General features: G+C 64.7%; 19 protein-coding genes. 7 read left to right on the forward strand and 12 right to left on the reverse strand.

Annotation, left to right across the window (positions count from 1 at the left end; all coding sequences use genetic code 11):
• The first annotated feature begins 27 nt into the window (after positions 1-27).
• On the forward strand, positions 28-1,314 hold the full coding sequence (locus IE00_RS00235; protein WP_072295068.1) for a cytochrome P450: 1,287 nt from the start codon (positions 28-30) through the stop codon (positions 1,312-1,314).
• A 79-nt stretch (positions 1,315-1,393) separates the two neighbouring features.
• Here IE00_RS00235 and IE00_RS00240 read toward each other — a convergent pair whose 3' ends face one another.
• The 10 genes from IE00_RS00240 to IE00_RS00285 all read right to left on the reverse strand — a co-directional run bounded on the left by IE00_RS00240 (position 1,394) and on the right by IE00_RS00285 (position 12,990).
• Positions 1,394-1,741: a response regulator gene (locus tag IE00_RS00240; protein WP_170864061.1), complete on the reverse strand. Its 348-nt coding sequence runs from the start codon at positions 1,739-1,741 to the stop codon at positions 1,394-1,396.
• Positions 1,742-1,773: 32 nt separating this feature from the next.
• Positions 1,774-3,609 (reverse strand): PAS domain S-box protein, encoded by a 1,836-nt coding sequence (locus IE00_RS00245; RefSeq protein WP_205949636.1) that lies wholly within the window; start codon positions 3,607-3,609, stop codon positions 1,774-1,776.
• Positions 3,610-3,748: 139 nt separating this feature from the next.
• Positions 3,749-4,486 carry a TIGR04290 family methyltransferase gene (locus IE00_RS00250; protein WP_072295071.1) on the reverse strand — a complete coding sequence of 246 codons (738 nt, stop codon included), beginning with the start codon at positions 4,484-4,486 and terminating at the stop codon, positions 3,749-3,751.
• Positions 4,483-5,484 carry a UDP-glucuronic acid decarboxylase family protein gene (locus IE00_RS00255; protein ID WP_371328415.1) on the reverse strand — a complete coding sequence of 334 codons (1,002 nt, stop codon included), beginning with the start codon at positions 5,482-5,484 and terminating at the stop codon, positions 4,483-4,485. The genes IE00_RS00250 and IE00_RS00255 overlap by 4 nt, the downstream gene beginning before the upstream one ends.
• Positions 5,485-5,495: 11 nt before the next feature.
• The gene (locus tag IE00_RS00260; RefSeq protein WP_072295073.1) at positions 5,496-6,584 is read right to left on the reverse strand and encodes a glycosyltransferase; all 1,089 of its coding nucleotides are present in this window, start codon (positions 6,582-6,584) and stop codon (positions 5,496-5,498) included.
• Positions 6,581-7,681 carry a glycosyltransferase gene (locus IE00_RS00265; protein WP_072295074.1) on the reverse strand — a complete coding sequence of 367 codons (1,101 nt, stop codon included), beginning with the start codon at positions 7,679-7,681 and terminating at the stop codon, positions 6,581-6,583. Before IE00_RS00265 ends, IE00_RS00260 begins: the two co-directional genes overlap by 4 nt.
• Positions 7,678-8,787, reverse strand: a complete 1,110-nt coding sequence (locus IE00_RS00270) for a glycosyltransferase (protein ID WP_072295075.1) — start codon at positions 8,785-8,787, stop codon at positions 7,678-7,680. Before IE00_RS00270 ends, IE00_RS00265 begins: the two co-directional genes overlap by 4 nt.
• A 5-nt stretch (positions 8,788-8,792) precedes the next feature.
• The gene (locus IE00_RS00275; RefSeq protein WP_083553931.1) at positions 8,793-9,875 is read right to left on the reverse strand and encodes a glycosyltransferase family 4 protein; all 1,083 of its coding nucleotides are present in this window, start codon (positions 9,873-9,875) and stop codon (positions 8,793-8,795) included.
• On the reverse strand, positions 9,872-11,866 hold the full coding sequence (locus tag IE00_RS00280; protein WP_072295076.1) for an SDR family NAD(P)-dependent oxidoreductase: 1,995 nt from the start codon (positions 11,864-11,866) through the stop codon (positions 9,872-9,874). Before IE00_RS00280 ends, IE00_RS00275 begins: the two co-directional genes overlap by 4 nt.
• The gene (locus tag IE00_RS00285; RefSeq protein WP_072295077.1) at positions 11,863-12,990 is read right to left on the reverse strand and encodes an NAD(P)-dependent oxidoreductase; all 1,128 of its coding nucleotides are present in this window, start codon (positions 12,988-12,990) and stop codon (positions 11,863-11,865) included. The genes IE00_RS00280 and IE00_RS00285 overlap by 4 nt, the downstream gene beginning before the upstream one ends.
• Before the next feature lie 203 nt (positions 12,991-13,193).
• Here IE00_RS00285 and IE00_RS00290 point away from each other — a divergent pair, with 203 nt between their 5' ends.
• The 5 genes from IE00_RS00290 (at position 13,194) to IE00_RS00305 (ending at position 19,110) form a co-directional block, all read left to right on the forward strand.
• Entirely contained in the window at positions 13,194-14,171 is a 978-nt protein-coding gene (locus IE00_RS00290; protein ID WP_072295603.1) for a zinc-binding dehydrogenase, read from the forward strand.
• Positions 14,162-15,187, forward strand: coding sequence for a Gfo/Idh/MocA family protein (locus IE00_RS00295; protein ID WP_240493752.1), 1,026 nt, complete (start codon positions 14,162-14,164; stop codon positions 15,185-15,187). Before IE00_RS00290 ends, IE00_RS00295 begins: the two co-directional genes overlap by 10 nt.
• Before the next feature lie 144 nt (positions 15,188-15,331).
• On the forward strand, positions 15,332-17,686 hold the full coding sequence (locus IE00_RS00300; protein ID WP_072295079.1) for a glucose/quinate/shikimate family membrane-bound PQQ-dependent dehydrogenase: 2,355 nt from the start codon (positions 15,332-15,334) through the stop codon (positions 17,684-17,686).
• A 29-nt stretch (positions 17,687-17,715) separates the two neighbouring features.
• Positions 17,716-17,853 (forward strand): hypothetical protein, encoded by a 138-nt coding sequence (locus IE00_RS20010; RefSeq protein ID WP_170864062.1) that lies wholly within the window; start codon positions 17,716-17,718, stop codon positions 17,851-17,853.
• Between the two features lie 96 nt (positions 17,854-17,949).
• The gene (locus IE00_RS00305) at positions 17,950-19,110 is read left to right on the forward strand and encodes an MBL fold metallo-hydrolase (RefSeq protein ID WP_072295080.1); all 1,161 of its coding nucleotides are present in this window, start codon (positions 17,950-17,952) and stop codon (positions 19,108-19,110) included.
• Between the two features lie 531 nt (positions 19,111-19,641).
• Here IE00_RS00305 and IE00_RS00310 read toward each other — a convergent pair.
• Positions 19,642-20,763 carry a sugar phosphate nucleotidyltransferase gene (locus IE00_RS00310; RefSeq protein WP_083553933.1) on the reverse strand — a complete coding sequence of 374 codons (1,122 nt, stop codon included), beginning with the start codon at positions 20,761-20,763 and terminating at the stop codon, positions 19,642-19,644.
• A 229-nt stretch (positions 20,764-20,992) separates the two neighbouring features.
• Here IE00_RS00310 and IE00_RS00315 point away from each other — a divergent pair, with 229 nt between their 5' ends.
• A complete protein-coding gene (locus IE00_RS00315) occupies positions 20,993-21,172 on the forward strand; it encodes a hypothetical protein (protein WP_072295081.1) in 180 nt (59 codons plus the stop codon).
• Between the two features lie 425 nt (positions 21,173-21,597).
• Here IE00_RS00315 and IE00_RS19415 read toward each other — a convergent pair.
• Positions 21,598-22,385 (reverse strand): IS5 family transposase gene (locus tag IE00_RS19415; RefSeq protein WP_139291266.1). Its coding sequence is split into 2 segments (ribosomal slippage): positions 21,598-22,046 and positions 22,046-22,385, totalling 789 coding nucleotides; the frame shifts between segments, so codons are not numbered across the junction.

Here is a 22,385-nt window from a genome sequence, read left to right on the forward strand (position 1 = left end):
GGCGGCCTTGATGGAAAAGGACGCCCGATGCAGCCGACATCCCCCCTGCCCCACCTGCCCGGCATCGATCACACGACAACGCTCTTGCGCCAGGGATATGATTTCATCGGTCGCGGTTGCGACCGGTTTGGGCAGGATATGTTTCGTGCCCGCCTGATGTTTCGGCCTGTGATCTGTGCAAGAGGGGCCGATGCTGCTCGATTGATCTATGACCCCGATCTGTTCACAAGGCAGGGCGCAATGCCCACGACCGTCCTGCGCCTGTTGCAGGACAAGGGTAGTGTACAAACGCTGGATGATGCGCAGCATCGGCACCGCAAGGCACTGTTCGTGTCACTTCTTATGTCCGATCGGACGGAATGGCAGGTCGTCACTTTGTTCCAAGAAGAGTGGCGGCGGGCTTTGCAACAGTGGCAGGCACGCGACATGATTTCGCTGCTGGACGAAGCGGGATTGGTCCTGACACGCACTGCCTGCCGATGGATCGGTCTTGAACCGCCCAGGCAGGACGATGTTGCCCTGCATGCGGACCTTGCCGCGATGATCGAAGCTGCCGGAAAGGCCGGACCGTCCGTGGTGAAGGCATTGCTGCGTCGCCGCCGGATCGAACAATGGTTGCAGGATTGCGTCAGCCAGCGGCGACAGATGCAGAACCCGCCCGACGACCCACTGGCCGAGGTAGCCTTGCTCCGCGACGATGACGGGACCATGCTTTCACGATCCATTGCGGCGGTCGAGGTGCTGAACCTCTTGCGGCCCATCGCTGCCGTCGGGCGCTATGTGATGCTGTGCGCCTTGGCGCTGCACAACCATCCCAAATGGCATGACCGCGTTCGCGGAGCCCCCGAACCGATCCAGCAGGCATTTGCCGAGGAGGTGAGGCGGTTCTATCCCTTTTTCCCCGCCGTGGCTGGCAGGGCACGCCGCACCTTCCACCACCATGGTCACCAGTTTGCGCAAGGGGACTGGCTTTTGCTGGACCTGTACGGCAGCTGTCACCACCATCAGATGTTCCCGCGCCCTGAGGAATTCGATCCACGCAGGCCAAGGACCTGGTCGGATCAGGACTTCGGGCTTATTCCGCAAGGCGCAGGACGGGTTGACCGGACCCATCGATGCCCCGGAGAAAGGCTGACCGTCGCCCTGATGCGGCGGGCCATCGGTCTTCTTACAGAAGAGATGACCTATACTGTACCAAAGCAGGATCTGGACCTTCCTGCCTCTCGCATACCCGCGCAACCAAAAGACGGCTTTCTGATGGCCGATATCCGCGCCATCGGCGATTTTGTTCAGGCTTCCTCCACGAATGGGTGATTGCAGTCGCCATGCCAGTAATGATCAGCGATGAGGCCCACTATGCCACCGCTCCAACCAAGCTGGATGGACCTTGTCGTCATGGGAACAGCGCGGCCACGCAACTGCGCAGATTTAACGGCTTTTCACATATCGGGATGTTTTTGTAACGCCGCGGAACGATTTGGCCGTCATAGCCGGTCGCGAAGGTGACCGGCACATCGCGTTCCAAAAGCATGTCGACCAGTTCATAGGACAGCTCTCCACTCAGGTTGATGTCCATGATGGCGCCGTCCAGCCGTGACGTCTGCCGGATCACGACCTGTCCTGCCGTGACCGAGGCGACCGGCCCGACGACGACCGCTCCGGCCGTCTGCAGCGACGTCGCCAGATCATGCGCCACAAAGAAATCATCCTCGACAAGCAGGATATGACGGCCGGCCAGCATCGGAAACGACATCAGAGGAACCCTCTTGCTTTCTATGCCCTGTCCAGGGGCAGATCGATCATGCATCGCAGACCGTCCTCCCCCAAATCATAACTGGTGCGGGCAGCCAAGCTGTAGGGCAAAGCCTTTTCGATCAGCAACCGTCCATATCCGCCATCAACTTCGGAGGATGGGGCCGCCAGCGCGATCCCCGTTTCGCGCCATTCAAGCGACAGGCGCGACCCCGATCCGGAACGCTCGACCTGCCAACGCACCCTGAGATCCCCGCCCCGGTCCGACAGCGCCCCGTATTTGCGGGCATTGGTCGCCAGTTCATGGAAGGCCAGGGCAAGGGTCTGCACGATCGTCGGCCGGATGCGCACCACCGGTCCCGCCAGGATATTTGGCGCGGCTTCCCCGACACCCATCGCCTCCAACTCCATTTCCAGCAGGCTGCGTATCGTGATGGGCTGTTGCCCCGAACGCGACAACAGGCCCTGCACGCGCGACAGCGCGGACAGGCGGTCGCTGAACTTTTCCAGAAAATCGTGGGTCGGGCCGGTTTCCGCCATGGTCTGCGACGCGATCGACCCGACCACCCCGATCAGGTTGCGGGTCCGGTGCTGCAGCTCGGCCACCATGATCTCCTGGCGTTCCTGCAGCTCTTTCATGGCCTGGATATCCGTCGATGTACCAAGCCATTCGACGATGTCCCCTGCGTCGTTGCGCACCGGGCGCGACCGGGTGTGGTGCCACAGATAGACACCATCGCTGTCCCGCCTGATGCGGAATTCGATGTCCAGTTCCTGTCGGTCATGGGCTGCGTCCCACGCTTCGCGCAGGGCGGCACGGTCGTCGGGATGCACCGGGTCCATCCAACCAAGTTCCTGCGACTGTTCCTGGGTCTGCCCGGTATAGGACTGCCATTGCGGGCTGGACCATGTCCACATGCCGCGCGCCTCGGATCGCCAGACCAGCTGCGGAATGCCCTCCAGCAAGGTCACCAGACGGCGATCGGCATCGCGCCTGGCGGTCTGGTCCCGACCGATCTTGATGAACCCGATCAGCCTGCCTGTCGTGTCATAGCGTGCCCGGGTGACACCCTCGATGAAGATCAGCGCCCCGTCCTTGCGAAGGTGGTCGCGAACGTCATCGGCGCGCCCGGTGCGGCGGGCGGTCTCGATCTCGCGGGCGGGTTGGCCTGACGCACGATCCTCGGCGGTGAAGATGATCGAGGACGGCTTGCCCTCGGCTTCGTCCGCCGACCAGCCGAAGACAGCCTCGGCGCCGGGCAGCCAATCGGTGATCGTGCCATGGGGATCGGTGACGAAAATCGCGTAATCGGTCGCCGCCTCGACCGTCATCCTGAACTTCTCCTCGGAGGATCGAAGCTCCTTCTCCTTGATCAACCGGTCGACGACCTGCCCCAGGAGCGAGCAGTAGATCCGCAGGAACTGGACATCGTCATCGGTAAAATCCCGCAAGGTGGTATCGTCCACCTGCAACAGGCCATAGATCGCCCCACCCGGCAGAAAGATCGGGGCATTTGCCAGGGATACGATCCCTTCCTGCTTCATGAAATCGGCGATGCCGAACCGTTCCTCGGTGGCGACGTCGCAGCTGATGACGGGCTGCCGCACCCGCAGCGCATAGACCTCGGAGGTCCTGCCGGTGGCTGGCAGATAAAGACGACCGATGATGTCCGAACTCCACCCGATCCCCGCGCGCGCGAAAAGACGGTTTTCGGCCGGCTGCAACTCAAAGACCTTGGCGCGGCTGGTTCCCAAGGCATCGGCGACCAGCTGACAGGCGGTCGACAAAAGCTTGTCGAGATCGTCCGATTGCAACGCTTCCGCGCCGAAATCGGCCAGCAGGCGGCGTTGGTTCAACAAAGTATCGGTCGATGTCAGCGGCGGTGGCATCCGTGGATATCTCCCTCGTTTCAGACCGGGGACGCCAGAGGGTCACTGCGCCGCGGAACCCTCCCAACACGTTCGGGCCCCGGAAGTTTCAGGCCGATTGACCGCGTCATGCGCTGCAGTCGGGCGGCGTATGGCCCGCCTGTCCGTCTCTGCCGCACAGATACACTTCTGGCTCGGGGTGACTTCGGATGGAAAAGCCCGCGCTGCGCAGCATGGCTTCGACGGCGGCCCTGTTGGGGATGAACCAGTTCGTCGGATCATGGGCATAGCTGTGTTCGATGAAATGCAGCTTTGGCCAACCCGGTGCGTCGAAGACCTGCCCTTCCGCGAAAGGATAATCCGGCGACACGGATGCAACTTCGGGCGATCCGCGCTGCATGGACTGGAACAGCAGCTGTCCCCCCACGACGTGGCGATGCAGCAGGTCCAGCGCCAACAGGGGATGGCGCAGATGATAGAAGACCCCCATGAAGATCACCAGGTCGAAACGGCGTCCCAGATCCGCAACGCGATAGACGTCCATCTGCCGCAGGTCGATCGCCACCTCTGCCTGATCCGCCGCGAAGCGGGCCTGGGCCAGGTAATGCGGATCGCTGTCGATGGCGGTAACCTGTGCCCCGCGTCGCGCCATCTCGATGGCATAGAAACCCGCGTTGCAGCCGATATCCAGGACGGACTTGCCCGTCAGATCGTCCGGCACGACCTGCCGGAAACCTTGCCATTTGAAACTGGGATAATCGCCAAGCGGATGATCGGGCGCCGTCTGCTGACCGCCGATACGCAGATTGTGGAACCACGGCCCCAATTCCTTGATCCGGTCGGACAGGGTGGGTGTCTCGCTCATGAGCGCATCTCCTTGATTTCGGTTTGGGCGATCCGAGGGGCGTGAACGCCCTGATGGACTGCGAACCAGTCGATGGTGGCACGCAGGCCCTGCTTCAGCGGCACATGGGGCTGCCAGCGCAGCAATTGGCGTGCCAGTGTGATGTCGGGCTGGCGCCGCCTTGGGTCGTCTTGGGGCAGCGGGCAAAAGACCGGCTTGAGCGATCCCGGCACCATCTGGCGGATCAGTCCCGCCAGTTCCAGAACCGAAAACTCGCCCGGGTTGCCCAGATTGACGGCACCTTCAGGCGCGGCGGGCACCTCCATCAGCGCGATCAGTCCCTCGACCAGGTCCGAGACATAGCAGAAGGACCGGGTCTGTGTGCCGTCGCCATAGAGGGTCATCGGCTGATCCTGTAGCGCCTGGCAGATCAGGTTCGAGATGATCCGCCCGTCATCGGGCCGCATGTTCGGGCCATATGTGTTGAAGATCCGCGCCACGCGCACGTCGATCGCCCCGGTGCGCAGATAGTCAAAGCACAGTGTTTCCGCGGCCCGCTTGCCTTCGTCATAACAGGCCCGGGGGCCGGTGCAGTTGACGTTGCCCCAGTAATCCTCGGTCTGGGGATGGGCCAGGGGATCGCCATAGACCTCGCTAGTTGATGCCTGCAGGAAACGCGCGCCCTTGGCCTGCGCCAGTTCCAGCAGATTGCCGCAACCGATCACGTTGGTTCGCATCGTGTGCACCGGGTCGGCTTGGTATTGCGGCGGGGACGCGGCGCAGGCCAGATTGTAGATCTGGTCCAGCGGCCCCGGAATGTCGACCGGGTCGGTCACGTCGCCTTCGATCAGCCTGAACGACGGATGGTTCGTCAGGGGCAGGACGTTTTCGCGGCGGCCCGACAGAAAGCTGTCGAGGCAGATCACCCGGTGGCCCCGCGCCAGCAGCGTTTCGCACAGATGCGATCCGATGAAGCCCGCCCCCCCGGCAACCAGCACCGTCGGCAGGAAAGATGTCATTTTCTGCATCGTCAGTCTCCTGCTGTCAGGTGGGGCTGGCGGGACAGAGCCTGGATCAGGTCGCAGGCGCGGGCACGGCCGGTATGACCCTTCAGGATGATGGCGCGCGCGCGCTCGGCCATCGCCTGCCTGCGTTGGGCATCCATGTCCGTCAAGGCAGCCACCACGTCGGCGGTCGTGTCGGCCAGAATGACCGCCTGCCCATCGGGCAGCAGTTCGGTCAGCCCCGGCCAGCGATCCGAGATGATGGGCGTGCCGCAGGCCGCCGCCTCGAACAGGCGGACCGAGGGCGACCAACCCAAGGCGCGCATCGCTGCGCGGGTGATGTTCAGCGTGAACCGCTGCGCGTTATAGAATGCCGCGTGGCGTTCGGGGGGCAGGTGGTCGATCCGGTCGACATTGGTCGGCCAGTCGATGTCGTCCGGAAACATTGACCCCGCGACGACAAAGCGCATATGCGGCAGGTGTCGCGCCGGCTCGATCAGCAGGGCCTCCAATCCCGACTGGCGGTCCGGGCTGTAGGTGCCGAGATATCCCAGGTCCCACCGCATCGGCACGTCCATCGGCCGATAGGCGGCCTCGTCCACCGAACAATACAGGGCAACCGGATTGCGCGCGCCCCAATCCTCCCGCAATCGGTCCAGCACGCGCCCACCGGAAAATGACAGGTAGCAGTCGAAAACCGGCACCTGGCGGCGGGCAAGGTACTGCTCCTCTCCACGCGCCAGCAGGTCCAGAGTCACAGGCGTGTCGATGTCATAAAAGCACAGTTGGCGCAGCGGCATCCGGTGCAGCGCGTCGATCAGCACCTGGCCATCGGGGACATAAGACCCCACGATGACCGTCTCCGCCCGCGCCAGGCGATCGGCATGGCGCGCGGTCACCTGCGCAACGTCGTCATAGAATTCCAGTTCGCAGAAATCGGGATGCGGCAGATCCTGATTGTCCAGATACCAGGGTCGGCGCCGTTCCAGGAACAGGACGCGGCGCCCCTCGGCCCGCAGGCCGCGCAGCAGGGCGCGGAAGGTCGTGGCATGCCCGTTGCCCCAGGATGAACTGAGCGACAGTCCGAAGATGATGATCTCGTCTGACTGGGTCATGGCGTGTTCCTTTCGGGGGTCGTGCGGGGGCGCGTCCGTTGCAGCAGATCCCGCAGCTGAATGGCACGGCGGTCATAGGTATGTTCCGACAGGACCCGCTTCAGCGCGGCCTGCCCGATGACCTGGCTGCGAACAGGCGACAGCGCCGCCATGATCTCGGCCACGTCGTACCCGTCGCGGGCCACCAGAACCTCGGAGCCGGGCGTCAGGAACATTTCGATCCCCTCCCATGCATCGGTGATCAGGCAGGCGCCGGCGCCCGCCGCCTCGAAGACGCGGGTGGCAGGCGAAAAGCCGGTGGCGGCCATGGAATCGCGGGCGACGTTCAACACCGCCCGGGGCGTCGTGTTGAAGGCGTTGTGATCGACCGTGCCGACATGGCCGATGGCCCGGACGTTGTCGGGCAGATCGGCCTCGTTCCAGCCCGACCCGCCCAGCAGGAACCGACGCTCGGGCAGCAGTGCGGCGGGGCGCAGGAAAAACTCGGCCACCCGAGCCTCCCGGTCCGGCAGGCGGTTGGCCAAAAAACCCAGATCGGCGCGAAAGCGGTCGTTGGGTGGGGCAGGACAATGCGTATCCGGGTCCAGCGCATTGTAGATCGGCACACAGTCCCGCGCACCAAGGGCGCGATAGGCGTCGATCACCGGATCGCCGCCGCCGTAGGTCAGCACCAGATCCAGATCCGGCAGCATTCGGCGCAGCGGATCGTCCGGGCTCTGCCGCATGGCCGAAAGGGTCGCAGGCGCATCCACATCCCAGAAAATTCTCAGCGCGTCGGGCCGCGCCGCCGCCATGACCTGTTCCAGCAGCGCGTCATCCGCATAACCGACGCCCGATGCCTTGATGACAATGTCGGCCTCGGCCGCGCGGGCGGCGGCGGCCTGCAGCCCCTCGGGCGTGGCGGGCCAGACGTTGACATGCGCCCAGTCCGGAACGGCGATGTCGCGGTGGGACTGCCTGTCATGGGCGTCGGGTTCGTGAAATGTCACGTCAAAGCCGTGGCGATGCAGCGCCTTGATCATGCCCCGGTAATAGGTCGCCGCGCCGTTCCAGTAACTGGACAAAAGACTGGAGCCATAGAACGCGATCCGGGTCATGCCATGGCCTCGCGCGGTTGGGGCGCGGCCAGTTCGGTCAACAGCGCCAACAGCTGATCCACGCGATGATCGCAGGTATGCCGGTCCAGAACGGTCTGCAGCCCCTGGCTGGCCTGTTCGGCAGCGGCATCGGGATCGTGCAGCAATTCCCTCAGGTGGTGGCGCATCTGGATCTGATCACGGGCAAACCGCATGTCGCCGGGCCGGAACAAGCCCTCCGCGTCGTCCCAGGGCGCGCTGATCAGGGGCAGGCCGCAAGCAAGCGCCTCGAACGGTCGGATCGTGGGGATGCCGGGCAGCGCCTCGACATAGGGGCGCCGGGGGACATGCACAGTGACGCGATGACGCGCAAAGGCCAAGGGCACCTGGGCGTTCGGCAACCACCCCCGGTAATCGACACCCGCCTGACGCAGCCGGTCCAGCGCATCGTCGGGATAGCGAACGCCGTGGACGGTCGTGGACAGGTGCAGCTCCTCGGCAGGGCCGATCAGGAACTGTTCCAGTTCGGCACTGCGTTCGTCATCGCCCCAGTTCCCGACCCAGATCAGGTCCGATTGCGGCAGAACCTCAGGGATGGGGTGAAAGACGCTGGTATCCGCCGCCTCGTGCCAGGTAAAGACCTGACGCCCCCAGCCAGCCGCCAGATAACGTTCGCGCAAAGCCTCGCCGAAGGCCAGCACGGCATCGTAGCCGTCCAGATCCATCCCCGCGATCTGATCGCCCGCGCTGACGGCACGATGGTGGGTGTCGTGGAACAGCAGCTGGAACTGCCCGCCCTTGCGTCGATGCGCGCCGATCAGCGCCACCAGCTGCGGATCGGTCCATTCGTGCACGATGACGACATCCGCCTGATCCAGCGCGGCCCGATGATCGAAGTCCGCATCATAGGCCTGCCAGTGCAGGTCGGGGAAGCAGGCGTCGAATTCGGCCAGGGCCGGCTTGCCCCGATCGGCGATCAGGTTGCTCCGGCTCCAGGAATCTTCGGGCTCCAGTGCCGATGTCTGATGGCCGCGCGCATTCAGCGCCCGCATGACGCCGCGCAGAAAATGCGCATTGCCGTGGTTCCAATCGGAAACGACAGAATGGGTGTAGAACAAGAAGCGCATGGCAATCATCCTGTAATTGTTGAGACGGGGGTGCGGGCCAGTTGGCAATACAGGTCAAGCATGGCATCGACCTGGGTGTCTGGGTTCAGACGCGTCGCGCGATCCTGTGCCCAGCAACCAAGCCGGGCGCGACGCAGGGGATCACGGGCCATTTCGTTCAGCGCATCGGCAAGGAACGCGGGATCGTCGGGGTCAAAGAACACGGCGACGTCGCTCCATAACTCGCGGAAGGTCGGGATGTCGGCCAGAACCAGCGGCACGCCGGCGCGGGCGGCCTCCAGCACGGCAAGCCCGAACGGTTCATAAAGCGACGGCGCACAGAAGATGCCGGCGCGGCCGATGGCGCGCAGCGTCTCGCGATGGGACAGGGGTCCAACCTGCCGTGCGTGATCGAGGGACAGAACCGCGCCATCCGGACCTGCCAAAGGGCCGATCATCTCGACCGGCCAGTCGCTGCAGGCCGCGGCGGCGTCAAGCATCCTTCCGTTCTTGCCGTCATCCCACCACCGCCCCACCGCGACGATCCGGGCGTGGCGCAGACCGGGCGACGGCATGCTGCGGCTGCTGTTGGGGACGACGTCAAGGTTGGACAGACGCCCGTATTGCCGAATCAATGCCTTGGCATGCGCCTGGCTGGGTGCCACGATTTTGTCGGCGATGCCCAGCCCCTGCGCGGTCAGGTGGCGCTGCCATGCCAGATCGGCAGGCACATCCGTTTCGCGAACGGCGGCGAACCATGTGGCCAGACAGGAATGCGACATGGTCAGGATCGGCAGATCGGCGGTCAGTCCGACAGCTTGGGTCGGCAGGTTCAGATGCATCACGTCAGGCGCATGGTGTGCCGCCACGCGGTCCAGCCATGGCGCGACGGGGGCCAGTTCGGCCTGCGACCCGGCCAGCCAATCCAGTGGCGCATCACCCCATTCAACCGCGCCGATGCTGCGGGCCGCAGCCAGCCGGTCGGCGTCGGGCGGCGGTCCAAGACCCGCGAAAACCACTGACACCCCGCGTTCGCGCAAACCAATGGCCAGATCCATGGCGTGCTGCCACACGCCGCCCACCGCATCCAGCGTCATCAGGATCTTCATGCCGACCGCCTTTCGCGGGACAGCGGCAGGCCACGATCCCTGGCCAGCCAGGCGGCCAAATCCGCCAGCCCGTCCTTCCAGCCCATGCGCGGTTGCCAGCCGGTGGCGGCCTGCAGGGCGCGGGTGTCGGCGACGAACCAAGGCTGATCCCCCTGCCGCCAGTCCTGATAGGCGACCCGAGGGGCCGTGCCGGTGATCCCCTTGATGTGGTCCAGAACCTCGCGCAGGCTGACGGCGTTGGCTGGCCCCCCGCCCAGGTTGAAGGCGCGCCCTGACAGCCCATTGATATCCCCCATCAGGGCGCGATAGGCCGCTACCGCATCGGATACGTGCAGCACGTCGCGCACCTGCCTTCCGGTGCCGAAGACGGTGATGGGCCTTCCCTCCAGCGCCCGGATCAGGAAATGAGCGACCCAGCCCTGATCCTCGGTCCCGAACTGGCGCGGGCCATAGATGCAGCTCATCCGCAGGACCGCCGCGGGGATGGCGTAGCTTTTGGCATAATCCAGCACATATTGGTCGGCGACGCCCTTGGAGCAGCCATAGGGCGTGCAGAAATCCAGCGGGCGATCCTCGGCCACGCCATGCGCCGACAGCGCATTGTCGGTGGGACCGCAGCGGTCGCCGCTGTCGGTCACGGTCAGGTCGGACAGCGCACCATAGACCTTGTTGGTCGAAGCAAAGACCATCGGCACCCGGCGGCCCGTGGCGCGCACAGCCTCCAGCACGTTCAAGGTGCCTCGGGCATTGACCTCGAAATCATCCATCGGCGCGGTCAGGCTGGTGGTGACGGCGGTCTGGGCGGCCAAGTGGAACACCGCGCTCGCCCCCGCCACCACCTCCGCGACCGATGGCTGATCGCGCAGGTCGGCGGGCACCGCGTGCAGACGGTCGCCGTGCCGGTCGGCCAGCCAGCGCAGGTTGCGTTCGACACCAGCCCGGCTGAGATTGTCCAGCACCGTCACCCGCGCCCCGTCGCGCATCAGCGCATCGGCCAGGTTGGCGCCGACGAAGCCCGCGCCGCCGGTGATCAGCACGCTGTCCTGCGCACGCGCCACGGTCGGGCTGGCCAGCTGCGTCAGCTCCTGCAGGCGGCCGACACCGCCCTCGGTCAGCAGGCGGCCCAACAGCTTGGGCTGACCGCCGGCCGCGACCGCGCCCATGTGGTAATGGCGCGGGTCGAACCACAGCCCCTCCTGCACGGCCACGTCGGCGGGCAGGTCCGCCCAGGCATACCAATAGACCCGGTCGGCCGGGGCCTGCAGCGATCGGACAAAGCGGCGCGCCTGTTCGATCTCGTCCCGGCGCCAGGTGGAATAGCCGGTTTCGGTGATCCAGATGTGAGCGTCAGGGTTATGGCGGTCCAGGATGCGACGCATCTCTCCCAGATGCATGTCCCACCCGCGCCATGACGCGGCCTCGCTGTCCCATGTGCCCGGAAACCCATGAAATCCCACCGCGTCGACGACGCCAAGGACGCTGCGTTCGCCCATCAGGTTCAGCCAGTAGGGGTCGAATGGCGCCGCCCCCCCCAGAACGGCCTTCCAGCCACGGTGTTGCACCCAATGGGCCGCCCCGCCGACCATTTCGCAAAACAGGTCGAAATCCGGGTCTTCACGCCAATCCCAATCCAGCAGGTTGTTGGGTTCGTTCCACAGTTCGACATGGGTGAAATGCTGACCGTGTCGGGTCAGCGCCATGTCGATGAAATCGGCATAGTCCTTGAGGACCTTGGGTGCGCCGGAACTGCGGCCCGTGCGGGACAGCGACGGCGGGGTGTAGTGCACGCAAGGCAGCACGTCCAGATCGCGCGCCAGGCGCGGCAACAGCCAGTCGAACCATTCCTGCCCGCCTGGCGCGTGGTATTCGGCCCAACTGACATGGGTGCGAAGATGCCGGGCACCCGACGCGACCAGCGCGGGCATCAGCGCCTCGACCCGATCGTATTCGCCGGGGCGGAACCACTCGACAAAGCCGAAATCGGCGCTCATGTCACCAGCCCCCGTTCCTCCAGCTGGGCGCGCATCCGGGCACCGTTATCGACCGAAGGCTGGCCGCTGACCCATTCGACGAACGGCCCCAGGCTGTCCTCCAACCGATGCCGAGGCTGAAAGCCCAGCAGGTCGCGGGCCTTGCCGATATCGGCGAAGCAATTGCGGATGTCGCCCGCGCGGAACTTGCCCAGGATCTCGGGCTGCAGGTCGGATCCCATGGCCTGAGCCAGCAGCCGCGCGACCTGCGACACCGAATAGGCATTCCCCGAGGCAATGTTGATGACATGGCCATTCGCCGCGTCATTCTCCAGCGCCAGGCGGAAGGCGCGGGCAACGTCGCGGACATGGACGAAGTCGCGCTTCTGTTCCCCGTCCTCGAAGATGGTGGGCGCTTGCCCGCCTGCGATGCGGGAGGCGAAATTGGCCAGCACGCCGGTATAGGGGTTCGACAACGCCTGTCCCGCGCCAAAGACGTTGAACAGCCGCAGCGCAGTGGCAGGGATGCCGTAAGCCTCGCCAAAGATCAGCACGGCCTGTTCCTGCTGATATTTGGTCAAGGCATAGATCGAGGCCAGATCGACCCGTTTGTCCTCAGTCGTTGGAACGGGCGCCAGGCGGGTGCCATCGGCGGTCGCGGGTTCCCACCGGCCGGCGCGCAGGTCGTCGGGGCTGCGGCGCACGCGGTCATGCAGCGCGCCGTCGGCCGTGGCATAGAACCCCTCGCCATAGACGCTCATGGAGGAGGCGACGACGATCTTGCGCACCGGGTGGGCGGCGATCGCCTCCAGCAGCACGGCAGTGCCCAGATCGTTGGCGCCCACATAGCGGGCGATCTCGTACATGGACTGGCCCACGCCGACTTCGGCGGCCAGGTGGATCACCGCATCGGCGTCCTGCAGGGCGCCGCGCAAGGCCTGGGCATCGCGCATGTCGCCCTGCACGACGCGCGCGCCGCGCGCCAGGATCGGGGCAAGATCGGGGGACGCATCGGCTTCGGTGCCGCCATGCACCTGCTCGATCATTGCATCATAAAGGAGCACGTCATGGCCCGCATCCAGCAGTTCCTCGGCCACATGGCGACCAATGAAGCCGCATCCGCCGGTGATCAGTGTCGTTGTCATGGGACCCTACTCCTTGTTTCCGTCCTCGGCCGCGCGAGGGCCGTCAGGTTCTTCTTCAATGTCTTCATCAGAGACATCATCCGGGCCCCTGAACCTGGGTCGGGAACATTTGTTCCAGCTTCTTGTTCAGCAGCCCGTTCCAACAGACGCCCCAACACACGGAGAGACCGATGATCGACGCCAGCCCTCAAACCTGGTCCAGGATGCCCGATCACCAGGGCCAGCCGCGCGCAGCCCGCGTCATCGCCCCCGGACAGACCGACATCGTCCCCATGGTCCCCCGCGACCCCGGACCGTCCGAGGTACGCATTGCCATCGAGGGATGCGGTGTCTGCGCCTCGAACCTGGGTCCTTGGGCTGGCCCCGAATGGCAACAGTTCCCCCTGCCTCCCGGAGGCTTGGGTCATGAGGCGTGGGGCGTGATCGAGGCCATCGGCGACGAAGTCCACGGCCTGCCCCCAGGCACGCGCGTGGCTTTTGCCGGTCAGCATGGCTTTGCCACGCACGAGACGGTCCCGGCGGCCGACGTGATCGTGCTGCCGGACGAATTGGCGGACATGCCTGTCCCCGCCGAGCCCCTCGGCTGCGCCGTCAACATCTTCCGACGGGCCGCGATCTCCGGCGCCGATACCGTGGCGATCATCGGGATCGGCTTTCTAGGTGCCCTGCTGGTGCAGCAGGCCAGCCAGGCCGGGGCGCGGGTGATCGCGATCTCTCGGCGCGATAGTTCGCTGGAGCTGGCGCGGCGGATGGGGGCCGATCACACCATCGCGATGGAGGATCACTGGCAGGTCATCGATCACGTCAAGACCCTTACCGACGACCACATGTGTCCGGTCGTGATCGAGGTCGTTGGCAAGCAATGGCCGCTGGACCTGGCTGCCGAACTGGTCTGCGAAGGCGGACGGCTGGTCATCGGGGGATATCATCAGGACGGGCCGCGACAGGTGAACATGCAGATGTGGAACTGGAAGGGCATGGATGTGATCAACGCCCATGAGCGCGACCCTCAAGTCATCCGGCGCGGCATGCGCGACGCCGTCCGCGCCGTGGCCGGGGGGCTGCTGGACCCGATGCCGCTTTATTCCGCCACCTATCCGCTGGAGGGGCTGGCCGCCGCACTGGACGCCACCCGCGACAAGCCGGGCCGTTTCGTCAAGGCGCTGATCGCATGCAAATGAATGCCCAAACCCTGCGCCCCGCCCTTGCCCGTCCCCGCATCGCCTTTCTGGGGCTGGGCTGGATCGGCCGCCACCGCATGCAGGCCATGCTGGAGGCCGGCGACATGGAAATCGTGGCGCTGGCGGACCCGGATACCGCCGCTGTCCAGGGCGCCGCAGAACTGGCCCCCGGCGCCGCCACCGGGCATGACCTGCGCACCCTGCTGGACCAGCGCCCCGACGGCGTGGTCATCGCCACCCCCTCGGCCCTGCACGCGGCACAAAGCATTGAGGTGCTGGAGGCCGGCGCCGCCGTCTTCTGCCAAAAGCCGTTGGGACGCGATGCTCAGGAAACCGGCGCGGTGGTTGAGGCCGCGCGGCGGGCCGACAGGCTGCTGGCCACCGATCTCAGTTATCGCCACGCCGCCGCCTTCGTCGCGCTGCGCGACCTGATCCAGGGCGGGCAGCTGGGTCATGTCCACGCGGTGGATCTGACGTTTCACAACGCCTATGGTCCCGACAAGCCGTGGTTCCGCGACCGCCGCCTGTCGGGGGGCGGGTGCCTGATCGATCTGGGCATCCATCTGGTCGACATGGCGCTGTGGTCGCTTGGCTCCGAGGATGTCAGCTGCGTGGCGGCCCATATCCGAGCGGGGGGACAACCTCTGGCGTCCGACGACCACGCGGTCGAGGATTTCGCCCTGGCCACACTTCAGACGTCGCAGGGGACGGTAATCCGATTGGCCTGTTCCTGGAACCTGCCCGCAGGCCGGGACGCCGTGATCGGCATGGAGGCCTTCGGCACGCAAGGGGGCGCCGTGGTGTCGAACCTGGACGGGTCGTTCTTCGATTTCGGGGCCTGGCACCACCACGGCACCGCGTCGCGGCAACTGGTGGCACCGCCCGATGACTGGGGTGGTCGGGCGGCCTCGGCATGGGCCGCGCAGCTGCGCCGTGACAAGGGTTTCGATCCCGAGGCAGAACGGCTGGTGACGCTGGCCCGCGTGCTGGACGACATCTATCGCACTGCCGGCTGAGAACTGTTTGCCCGCACGTCCCCCTCATGCCCCCCACGCCGACCCTGTCGTGACCGCCACCTCACAAAGGCGGGAACATTTCCGGGAACCGCCGGTTCGCAGCCCCAACGACATTGAGATAGAAATCCCTGAGGAGGCTTATCGATGATCAGACTGGCGACGATGGTGGTCTTTGCGCTGTTGGGCCTTGCCCTTGCCGCAGCGGGAGCTTGGCTGGCAGTCCTTGGCGGCAGTTGGTATTATGTCATTGCGGGCATCGTGCTTGTGGCCTGTGCAATGCTGATCCGGGCGCGGCATCCGGCGACGAGCTGGCTCTTTGCCGCTTTCATGCTTGGTACACTGGCCTGGGCTGTCTGGGAGGTGGGGCTTGACTGGTGGCAACTTGCGCCGCGCGGCGGCATCATCGTCCTTCTGGGGCTCTGGCTGCTGATCCCGTCAGCCCGCGGTGCCGGCGAAACCCGTCACGATTCACCAGGGGTGATACCGGCACGGCCGGCACCCCCTGCCATGCCCGTCGCGGTCGCTTCACTCGTCTGCGTGGCCGTGGCGGTCTATGCCATGTTTCAAGACCCGCACGATCTGCCGGGTCAGCTGCCCCAGCAGACCGTCTCTGCCGAGCCCGCGACCGGGGCCGATTTCGGTGCCGACGAATGGCACCAGTATGGCCGCACCAATTACGGTCAGCGCTATTCGCCCCTGACACAGATCACCCCGGAAAACGTGGACGCGCTGGAGCTGGCATGGACCTATCGCACCGGCGACGTGAAACTGCCCCAGGACGTGACCGAGACTACCTATCAGGTGACGCCCTTGAAGGTCGGCGACAGCCTTTACGTCTGCACCCCCCACAACATCGCCATCGCGCTGGATGCGGCGACCGGCCAGGAACAATGGCGCTTCGACGCCAATTCCGGGCTGAACCCCGACCGGCAGCATCAGACCTGCCGCGGCGTGACCTATTGGGCGGACCCTGCAGGCGGCACCGGCCAATGCGCGCAGCGCATCTACATGCCGACCGCCGATGCGCGCCTGATCGCGCTGGATGCTGGGACCGGAGAACCCTGCACCGTCTTCGGCGACAACGGCACTTTGGCGCTGGAGGCAGGGATGCCCTACAACCCGGCGGGCTATTATTATTCAACCTCGCCTCCGGTCGCGGTGGACGGGCTGATCATCATCGGTGGGGCGGTCAACGACAACTTCTCGGTGTATTCGCAATCGGGGGTGATCCGCGCGTTCGACATCGACACGGGCGAACTAGTCTGGAACTGGGATTCCGGCAATCCTGACCAGACCGAACCCATCGATATCGCGGCCGGCGAGACCTATACCGCCAATTCCCCCAACAGCTGGTCAGTGTTTTCCGTCGATGAGGCATTGGGTCTGGTCTATATCCCGCTTGGCAATCAGGTCCCCGACCAGCTGGGCATGGGTCGCAGCCCCGCGGTTGAGCAACATTCGTCCTCGGTCGTCGCCCTGAATATCGAGACGGGCGCGCGCGAATGGGTGTTCCAGACGGTTCACCATGACCTGTGGGACATGGACGTGCCCGCCCAACCGGTGCTGGTCGACCTGACACAGCCGGACGGGTCGCAGGTTCCCGCACTGGTGCAGCCGACAAAACAGGGCGACATCTATGTTCTGGATCGCCGGACCGGCGCGCCGTTGCTGGACGTGACCGAAGTTCCCGCACCCGGCGGCGCCATCCCCGAGGATTTCACCGCCCCTACCCAGCCCGTCTCGGCGCTGAGCTTCGCACCCGACCCGCTGACGGGTGCCGACATGTGGGGCGTCACGATGTTTGATCAACTTGCCTGCCGCATCCAGCTGCTGCGCCTGAATTATGAAGGCCGCTACACGCCGCCCTCGATCAAGGGAACGATCGTCCATCCTGGCAATTTCGGGGTCTTCAACTGGGGGTCGGTCGCCGTGGACCCGGTGCGGCAGGTGATGTTCGGGATGCCGACCTATCTGCCCTTCACCTCGCGTCTGGTCCCCCGCGACCAGATCCCCGAACCGTCCGAGGGCGAGACCGCCAGCGAACAAGGCCTGAACCGCAATGAGGGCGCGCCCTATGGCGTGGTCATGGGGCCGTTTCTGGGGCCGCTGCAGGTGCCTTGTTCCGCACCGCCCTGGGGCTATGTCGCGGGCGTTGACCTGCGCAGCGGTGACATCGTCTGGCAGCACAAGAACGGCACCGTGCGCGACATGACCCCGCTGCCCCTGCCCTTCGAACTGGGCGTCCCCGGCATCGGCGGCCCCATCATCACCGGCGGCGGCGTGGCGTTCCTGGGGGCCAGCGTGGACAACTATCTGCGCGGCTATGACCTGACCACGGGTGACGAGATCTGGCGCGCGCGCCTGCCCGCAGGCGGACAGTCGACGCCCATGACCTATGAACAGGACGGTCGCCAGTATCTGGTCATGGTCGCGGGCGGTCATGGGTCAATCGGAACGAAACCGGGCGACCATATTTTGGCCTATGCCCTGCCGGAGTAAGCACCAGCAATGATAGCAGAGGAGAATTCATGCGAAATCCCATCATCTGGATCGTGATCCTGATCATTCTGGGGGCGGTGCTGTTGACAGTGATCGCGTCTAGCCGCCCCGATGCGGGCGGACCCGAAACCGGTCCGGTTCCCCCGCATGCCCTGGTGGACGACTGACCCGGCCCCCAATGGCTGCTAGTGAGCCGACGGCACGATACCGGCAGGGAACATCGGTGATGTCCCTGCGGAACCCATGATCTGGAAGGAACCGTCATGATCCCTCCCCGCCTGCACGCCACGCTTGATGCCTTGTCCGCGGCCCTTCTGGTCGTGGGTCCTTCCGTCGCGGGGGCAAGACCTTCTGCGCGCAAGCGGCTTGCCGCCATCGGATTGGGGGTCGCGGCCTATTCTTTGGCCACCTCCTATCGGGACCCTGCGCCTGAACGTCCGATACGCCCGGAACTGCACCGGCTTCTGGATGCAGGACACGGGGCGACCTGCCTGGCACTGGCCCAAGATGTGGACGAGCCTTCGGCAAGGGCGTTGCTGCGCGGATACGCGGCCTTTGCGCTGGCGGTCGCGGCACTGTCATCACCGGCGGGTCCAAGGGGCATCCAGGTCGAAGCGCAGGCGGCGGCCGTTCCAGGGGACGAACTCGCCTCCCTGCGTTGCGGCATCGTCAATGTTGCCTTCATAGGCGCGCCCGGTTCCGGTGATCGCGAATGGTTTCTGGTCGATGCGGGCATTCCTGGTTCGGCCAAACCCATCCTGCGGGCCGCGCGGCGGCGCTATGGTCAAGCCCGTCCCGCCGCGATCCTGCTGACCCACGGTCATTTCGATCATGTAGGCGCCATACGACAGCTGATGGATGAATGGGACGCCCCCGTTTATGCGCATCCCGCCGAACATCCCTATCTGACCGGTCGCTTGTCCTATCCCCCTGCTGCCCCGGAGGTCGGCGGGGGTATGATGGCCGAACTGTCATCGCTGTTTCCGCGACACGCCATCGACATCTCGCGCCGGCTGCGGGCCCTGCCGGATGGCGGCCATGTGCCCGGCCTGACCGATTGGCAATGGATTCACACGCCAGGTCACACGCCGGGTCACGTGTCGTTCTGGAACCGAAAGAACGGCGCGCTGATTGCCGGCGATGCCATCATCACCACAAAGCAGGAATCCCTGCACGGTGCGTTGTTTCCCCGGGCGCGACTGCAGGGGCCGCCCGCCTATTTCACCCCCGACTGGAGCGCCGCGCAATCTTCGATCCGGCGGCTCGCGGATCTGGATCCAAATGTGCTTGTGACAGGACACGGCCCGACCCTGCAAGGCGCCGAACTGACCCGAGGCCTTCGGGACCTGCTGACTGCGTTCCAACAGCGCGCCATGCCGCGGAACAGCCGCTATTTGCAAGGACCGCGGAGGACCGGCGCATGACGAGCCGACCTGTTCCCGTCGTCGCCGGGTGAACAGCCTCGGCCCGTTCTGATCGGAACACTGGGCCGCAACGGGCGATTATGGGCCCGTTCGCGGCGGCGATGTGGCGAAGCCGCTTATCGACATTCCTGTCATCAGCGGGTCTGCATCATCCGCCGGCATCGGCGATCGAAGTCCGTGGCCCGCACGGCAGGAAAAGCTGGACTGAGCAAAACATGCGGGCTGGTGGGCAAAAACAATCACTGGTTACTTCAAAGCTCACGATAAGGATCGGAAATGCGGCAAACCCGTCATTCGCGATCCGGGTACCGTCGTCAGCTTAACAATCCTGCGGGCGACAAACCTTGTCTTGCGACAGATGTTCCCGAAAATTTTCCAAAGCAGATTCAAACGGTAATCCCATTGATCCCGACTCTGGGCACCACCCGTCCAGTTTTGGAATGCGCGGATGGCCCTGTCTGCGGGCAAGCCGCAGACAGGGCCATACGCCAAAGGCTGTGCCACATCGACCGACCGCGCCGATGGGCGCCGCTATGTTCGATAATGCGCAGCACGACGATCCAGCATGTCTTGGGTGATCAAGATCGTGCCTATCCGGGTTGTAGTGAACCAACGGGCATCCTCGGCCGGATCGTCGCCGGTGACCAAGCCCTCGGGGATCCGCGCATCAGGCCCGACCAAGGTGTTGCGAAGTCGTGCCGTGGTGGGCACCCTGGCTCCGGCCATCGCAACGCTGTTCTGCCCAAGATACCAGTCGCCCACCGGGCAGGCAGAGGGCAACCTGACAGGCGGTGTCTTGACGAAATCCAGATGCGCAAGACGCAGGGCGTCCAGTGTTCCGACGTCGCGCCAATAGGTCGCCCCCGAAGGGCCGGCCTGCAGGTGCCAAGCCTCAGCCTGCCCCAGGACCACCGCGGCGGGGATCACGTCACGCCCGAAATCGAGCGCGGCTCCACCATGGTCGAACAGGACGGATTGAAGCCATTGCCGGTCGAACACATAGATCCCCGTCGAGATCAACGATAGATCCGGCCTGTCGACAAGCCCCGAAGGATCGTCCGGCTTTTCCTCGAAGGACAGGATCCGGCCTTCCGCATTCGCCTCGAGCACGCCAAAGGCCGATGCTTGGGCGCGCGGCACGGTATCGGCCGCCACAGTCACTGCCGCGCCCGACGCCCGGTGAGCGGCCAAAAGCGCGCAATAGTCCATTTCATAAATATGGTCCGCGCTCAGGATCATGACCTGATTGCCACCCATAGCGGTGATCTGCGACCAGCATCGGCGCGCCGCATCCGCCGTTCCCCGATAACGGTTGCGTCCGTCGCGTATCTGCAGCCCCTTCGCGTCGAACTGGCAGCCCCACCGGGACGGAAGATGGCGGTGCAGGCTGTCCGGCGCATATTGCGTCGCCACAAGCAGACGCTGCAATCCCGAACGGACGCAATTGGCCATGGTGAAATCGATGATCCGGTTCGATCCGGCAAATGACAGGGCGGGCTTGCTTTCATTGGCCGTCAACTGCTGAAGGCGCGTTCCCTTGCCGCCTGCCAGAACTAAAGTGGCCGCATTCACGCAAGGCGCGAGGTCGTCGACGGTACTGTCATCGGGCGCAAAGACAGGCTTGGCCAGCGGCGGAGAGGGAAAAACATGCATGTCTGGGCTCCTTGGCATGGATCGCGTGCCGCAAGCGCACCGCGAGGGTGCGCGGAACATCCTTGACCAGGCAATGTTCCCGACTGCGGGCTGAAATCATGCGAGTTCCCCGATCCTGCCTCTCGGCAGCTTTGCAGGCCCGAATTCCTTTGCGACGGGTCGAATTTTTCTGAAACATCAGAGATCGACGCTGGTTGAGGGCGAACATTCACCAAACCGGAGTGATCAGATGCCACCCAAACCCAAACCCGATCCCAAACGCGGTATGCCGCGCTCGCTCATCTATGCGCTGATCCCCGGCGGCTTCATCCTGCTGGTGCTCGTGATGGTCTTCAGCGGTTGGACGGTCGAGGACGAACCCGCCCCCATGACCGAAGTCCGCGAAGAGGCCGAGGAGATCAGCGAATAGGGGCATTCCAATTAACAGCCTCGCGCCGCCTTGAGCACGGCCTCGCCCTGGGGCATCCATGCCCCAGGGGGGCGTCTGGCGGTGACACCCCCCGAGACCGCATCGCGCGACATGGAAGCAGCGCGCCTGGCGAACGGGAGGGACGGTGAAGCAGTGCCAAGACCACCCCAACGGCTGCCCTCAGTCTCGATGGCCCTGTCACCTTTTGCTTGCCAGTTGCCAAAGCTCAGGTGACAAGGGGCCAAGGCCTCCGAAATGATCCGCATCACGCTCGGAGAGCGCAGGATAGAGGACGGCCAAATGGCGGAACATGAGCATCTGGGAATACCGCGCGGCGTCCCGGTCTGTGCCATCGGTGCCTCGGCAGGGGGCGTGAAGGCCCTTCAAGAGTTCTTTCGCCATATTCCCGACAATCTGGGCCTAGGTCATGTTGACAAATGGCGGAGCCAGAGGCGGATCGAGGCGATGTCGATGAAGCCAAGAAAGCTTTGGACCGTTTTGTCGTAGCGGGTCGCTACGCGACGGGAGTTCTTCAGCTTATTGAAGCACCTCTCCACGAGGTTTCTCAGGCGATAGAGGGGCCGGTCCACTCCGACGCGCTTCTTGCGCGACTTCCGCATTGGGATCACTGGTTGGATATTTCGGTTGCGCATGCCTTCTCGAATGCTGTCAGCATCGTAACCCTTGTCGGCCAGCAGAACAGAGGGTTCGGGCAGGTTGTCGTCCATGACGAGATCGAAGCCGAGGTAGTCGGAGGTCTGGCCGGGCGTGATGTCGGTTCGCATCGGTAGGCCAGCGGCATTCACGCGAAGGTGGATCTTGGTCGTGAAACCACCTTTCGAACGGCCAAGACCCTGTCGCGGAGTCCCCCTTTAGCGCCCGCTGCCTGATGATGGGCACGAACCACGGTGCTGTCGACCATTTGCAGCGCGTCGGGAACGATCCTGCTCTCGGTCAGCACCTCCAGGATCTGTTCCCAAAGTCCTGCAAGTGTCCAGCGGCGGAACTGCCGATACACACTCGACCATTTCCCGAACTCCTCGGGAAGATCCCGCCACGGCGCACCGGTGCGGGCAATCCAGAAAACGCCATCAAGAACAAGGCGGTGGTTCATCGGTTTGCGCCCGTTCGGGGCACGGGCTGCCAGGATGAACCGCTCAAAGAACACCCATTCCTCGTCCGACATAAGGTCTCGTGCCAAGCTGGTCTCCAT

The organism is Paracoccus sp. SM22M-07 (assembly GCF_001887735.1).
Classification (GTDB): Bacteria; Pseudomonadota; Alphaproteobacteria; order Rhodobacterales; family Rhodobacteraceae; genus Paracoccus.

Coding starts and splice junctions, on each gene's coding strand:
- IE00_RS00235 (WP_072295068.1), top strand. CDS start 28: ATGCAGCCGACATCCCCCCTGCCCCACCTGCCCGGCATCGATCACACG.
- IE00_RS00240 (WP_170864061.1), bottom strand. CDS start 1,741: ATGCTGGCCGGCCGTCATATCCTGCTTGTCGAGGATGATTTCTTTGTG.
- IE00_RS00250 (WP_072295071.1), bottom strand. CDS start 4,486: ATGAGCGAGACACCCACCCTGTCCGACCGGATCAAGGAATTGGGGCCG.
- IE00_RS00255 (WP_371328415.1), bottom strand. CDS start 5,484: ATGACATCTTTCCTGCCGACGGTGCTGGTTGCCGGGGGGGCGGGCTTC.
- IE00_RS00260 (WP_072295073.1), bottom strand. CDS start 6,584: ATGACCCAGTCAGACGAGATCATCATCTTCGGACTGTCGCTCAGTTCA.
- IE00_RS00265 (WP_072295074.1), bottom strand. CDS start 7,681: ATGACCCGGATCGCGTTCTATGGCTCCAGTCTTTTGTCCAGTTACTGG.
- IE00_RS00270 (WP_072295075.1), bottom strand. CDS start 8,787: ATGCGCTTCTTGTTCTACACCCATTCTGTCGTTTCCGATTGGAACCAC.
- IE00_RS00275 (WP_083553931.1), bottom strand. CDS start 9,875: ATGAAGATCCTGATGACGCTGGATGCGGTGGGCGGCGTGTGGCAGCAC.
- IE00_RS00280 (WP_072295076.1), bottom strand. CDS start 11,866: ATGAGCGCCGATTTCGGCTTTGTCGAGTGGTTCCGCCCCGGCGAATAC.
- IE00_RS00285 (WP_072295077.1), bottom strand. CDS start 12,990: ATGACAACGACACTGATCACCGGCGGATGCGGCTTCATTGGTCGCCAT.
- IE00_RS00290 (WP_072295603.1), top strand. CDS start 13,194: ATGCCCGATCACCAGGGCCAGCCGCGCGCAGCCCGCGTCATCGCCCCC.
- IE00_RS00295 (WP_240493752.1), top strand. CDS start 14,162: ATGCAAATGAATGCCCAAACCCTGCGCCCCGCCCTTGCCCGTCCCCGC.
- IE00_RS00300 (WP_072295079.1), top strand. CDS start 15,332: ATGATCAGACTGGCGACGATGGTGGTCTTTGCGCTGTTGGGCCTTGCC.
- IE00_RS20010 (WP_170864062.1), top strand. CDS start 17,716: ATGCGAAATCCCATCATCTGGATCGTGATCCTGATCATTCTGGGGGCG.
- IE00_RS00305 (WP_072295080.1), top strand. CDS start 17,950: ATGATCCCTCCCCGCCTGCACGCCACGCTTGATGCCTTGTCCGCGGCC.
- IE00_RS00310 (WP_083553933.1), bottom strand. CDS start 20,763: ATGCATGTTTTTCCCTCTCCGCCGCTGGCCAAGCCTGTCTTTGCGCCC.
- IE00_RS00315 (WP_072295081.1), top strand. CDS start 20,993: ATGCCACCCAAACCCAAACCCGATCCCAAACGCGGTATGCCGCGCTCG.